Genomic DNA, 2,958 nt, shown 5'->3' with positions numbered 1-2,958 from the left:
GGGCTCGACCGGGCGCGGCTGCGGCAGGCCAACCGGCTTTTCGCATCGCGCAGCCGGGTGTTGACCAAGGCCGATCTTATCACCATCGAGGAATCCGACATTCGCGGCAGCCGCGTGTTCGCGGAAGGGAAACTGGAAGGCGAACCGGAGACGAAGATGCGCTGACACGACGAAGCGGCCGGCGCAGCGACCAACACCGCAGACAGAATTGGAGACGACGACCATGGTCACCGGGACAATCATCGCACCCTCCGTGCTTTCCGCGGATTTCTCGCGGCTCGGCGACGAGGTCGAAGCTGTCGTGCGGGCGGGTGCCGACTGGATCCATCTCGACGTGATGGACGGCCACTTCGTGCCCAACATCACCTTCGGTCCGCCGGTGATCAAGGCGATCCGCGACCGAACGGACAAAATCTTCGACTGCCATCTGATGATCGCGCCGGCCGACCCCTATCTGGCCGCCTTCGCCGACGCCGGTTGCGACATCATCACGGTGCATGCAGAGGCCGGGCCGCATCTCGATCGTTCCCTGCAGGCGATCAAAAATCTCGGCAAGAAGGCCGGCGTATCGCTGAATCCTTCGACGCCGGAGAGCGTCATCGAATATGTGCTCGACAGGCTCGATCTGGTGCTTCTGATGACGGTCAATCCAGGCTTCGGCGGCCAGGCCTTCATTTCCGCGGTCATCGAGAAGATCAGGCGAATCAAGGCATTGGTTGGCCACCGCCCGATTGACATCGAAATCGATGGCGGCGTCACGGCCGAAACCGCCCCGCTGGTCGCCGCGGCCGGCGCCAATGTGCTGGTCGCCGGGTCGGCCGTGTTCAAGGGGGGCACCGAGGCGGCCTACCGCGCCAACATTGGAACCATCCGACAGGCGGCCGACGGTGCGATCCGGAAAGCCGCGTAAACCATTTCATCGGAGGCAAGCATGGCGGCCGTTCCCCCTGTCTGCGATTTCGGCTGGCGCGCGATCGATGCCGTTTTGCCCGGCGTCGACGGCAGGTCGCATTCGATCCTCAGCCAGGCCGGCCCGAACGGCCTGGTCGTGGCCTTCATCTGCAATCACTGCCCTTATGTGAAGGCGGTGATTTCACGTATCGTGCGCGATGCCAACGACCTCAAGGCCGAAGGTATCGGCTTTGTCGCAATCAACTCGAACGATGCCGACACCTACCCGGAGGATTCCTTCGACCAAATGAAGCTCTTCGCCACGACGAACGGCTTCAGCTTCCCTTACCTGCACGACCAGCGCCAAACTGTAGCGCGCGATTACGTGGCGGTGTGCACTCCCGATTTCTTCGGGTTCAACAGCGAGTTGGGATTGCAATATCGCGGTCGGCTGGACGCCTCGCGACGAGAAGCCGGAGCGCCCGGGCTGAGACGCGATCTGTTCGAGGCGATGAAGCAGGTTGCCCGAACCGGCGACGGGCCGCTGGACCAGGTCGCCTCGATCGGCTGCTCGATCAAGTGGAAGGATGACGCATGAACGTCGGCGCAGGTAGGCCGCTTCGATCGCCGAAGGCGATCCTGTTCGACCTCGACGGCACGCCGGTCGACTCGGCACCGGACATAGCGGCCGCCGTCAACGAATTGCTGGCCAGCCGCGATCTGCCGCCGCTGCGCCTGGACCGGGTCAAGGCCATGATCGGCGGCGGTGTCAGGAAACTGATCGAGCGAGCCTTCGCGGCATCGGGAGCGCCACTGCTCGGCAACGCTCTCGATGAGGCAAACCGCGTCATGGCGCCTATCTACCGCCGGCACCTGACCGGCCTGACAAGGCTGATGCCTGGCGTCAGGGAGGCCCTCACCCACTTTCATTTGGGCGGAGTAAGCATGGGGGTGGCAACCAACAAACCGCAGTTGGCGACCCGCGAAATCCTGCTTCATTTCGGATTGACGGAATATTTCGGTGCGATCGTCGGCGGAGACGCGGTGACATACCTGAAACCGGCGCCCGATGCCCTGCTGCTGGCGTTGGCACAACTAGGCGTCGACCCGGGTGACGCGCTGCTGGTCGGAGACAGTGGCGCTGACCTGGGCGCCGCACGCGCCGCCGGCATGCCCGTCATTCTGCTGCGTGGCGGCTACAGCCACATTCCGGTGGAAGAGCTTGGCGCCGATCTTGTTTGCGACAGCCTTTTCGATCTGCCTTCGGCAATGCAGGGGCTGCAAGCCGATGCGTGATCGAGGCGAACGCCGGCCGAACGCAAGTTCGAACGGCCGGCGGCGCGCTATTTCGAGAATTGCTTCAGATAGGCGATGACATTGGCGATGTCTTCGTCCTGTTTGAGGCCGACAAACGCCATCTTTGTTCCTTTGACCATGGCCTTGGGATCGTGAAGGTAAGTCTTCAGCGTGGGTTCATCCCATTTGACGCCGGACTTGCCTGCCGCGACCATCGCCTGAGAATAGCTGAACCCCGGGTGCGTGCCGGCTGTTCGGCCGATGACGCCGTTCAACGACGGGCCGACCTTGTTCTTGTCCTGGTCGGCGACATGGCAGACCTTGCATTTGGCGAAGACCTTCTCACCCGCCGCCGCGTCCTGTGCCTGGGATTGGCTCGCGATGAAGGGCACAACGGACATGACTGCGAAAAATGCGATTGCGCGCATGGTATTTCCTCATTGATCGTCTGGGTGCCCTGGACGATTTGTGCATGCCGATCCTTTGATCCGTCGGCATGCGCCTTACGCGGTGGCGTGGAAATTCCGCTTCTCCCGTGGAGCCGCGCCACGTCACCTGGAAGCTAATCGGCATGTTGTGAAAGTCAATCGTACAAAGGTTTAGAGGCCTGGGTGCTCAAGGATCCTGTCCATTCGTCTTTGTTGACGGCTATTGGGCGAGCGCGTAGCTTGACCTCATTCCGGTTTCTCCATTGGCACCTTGAGAAATCCGGCAAGTGGCGGTTTTGTCCTGGCTCCTGGGTGGGCTGGACTCGCCGAGATGGGCGTTTTG

Annotated in this window: 4 protein-coding genes and 1 pseudogene; 4 read left to right on the top strand and 1 reads right to left on the bottom strand. The window is 62.1% G+C overall.

Going from position 1 to position 2,958, the window contains the following annotated elements:
- The 4 genes and pseudogenes from EN969_RS24655 to gph form a co-directional block, all read left to right on the top strand.
- Window positions 1-165 (top strand): annotated as a pseudogene (locus tag EN969_RS24655) (CbbX protein); the annotation flags it as partial.
- 58 nt (window positions 166-223) lie between these two features.
- The gene (rpe, locus tag EN969_RS24650; protein WP_063167847.1) at window positions 224-910 is read left to right on the top strand and encodes a ribulose-phosphate 3-epimerase; all 687 of its coding nucleotides are present in this window, start codon (window positions 224-226) and stop codon (window positions 908-910) included.
- A 21-nt stretch (window positions 911-931) separates the two neighbouring features.
- The gene (locus EN969_RS24645; protein ID WP_013532060.1) at window positions 932-1,489 is read left to right on the top strand and encodes a thioredoxin family protein; all 558 of its coding nucleotides are present in this window, start codon (window positions 932-934) and stop codon (window positions 1,487-1,489) included.
- Window positions 1,486-2,187 (top strand): phosphoglycolate phosphatase, encoded by a 702-nt coding sequence (gene gph, locus EN969_RS24640; protein ID WP_127419470.1) that lies wholly within the window; start codon window positions 1,486-1,488, stop codon window positions 2,185-2,187. The genes EN969_RS24645 and gph overlap by 4 nt, the downstream gene beginning before the upstream one ends.
- Window positions 2,188-2,234: 47 nt before the next feature.
- On the opposite strand, the gene EN969_RS24635 is transcribed toward gph, so the two are convergent.
- On the bottom strand, window positions 2,235-2,615 hold the full coding sequence (locus tag EN969_RS24635; RefSeq protein WP_024504374.1) for a cytochrome c family protein: 381 nt from the start codon (window positions 2,613-2,615) through the stop codon (window positions 2,235-2,237).
- Between the last annotated feature and the right edge of the window lie 343 nt (window positions 2,616-2,958).

The organism is Mesorhizobium sp. M7A.F.Ca.CA.003.01.2.1 (assembly GCF_003998945.1).
In the GTDB taxonomy this organism is placed as follows: Bacteria; Pseudomonadota; Alphaproteobacteria; order Rhizobiales; family Rhizobiaceae; genus Mesorhizobium; species Mesorhizobium ciceri.
The sequence above is the reverse complement of the archived record's forward strand: the minus strand, read 5'-3'. Positions and strand labels throughout refer to the sequence as shown.

Excerpts from the sequence above, each read along its gene's own strand:
- rpe (WP_063167847.1), top strand. The coding sequence starts at position 224 with ATGGTCACCGGGACAATCATCGCACCCTCCGTGCTTTCCGCGGATTTC.
- EN969_RS24645 (WP_013532060.1), top strand. The coding sequence starts at position 932 with ATGGCGGCCGTTCCCCCTGTCTGCGATTTCGGCTGGCGCGCGATCGAT.
- gph (WP_127419470.1), top strand. The coding sequence starts at position 1,486 with ATGAACGTCGGCGCAGGTAGGCCGCTTCGATCGCCGAAGGCGATCCTG.
- EN969_RS24635 (WP_024504374.1), bottom strand. The coding sequence starts at position 2,615 with ATGCGCGCAATCGCATTTTTCGCAGTCATGTCCGTTGTGCCCTTCATC.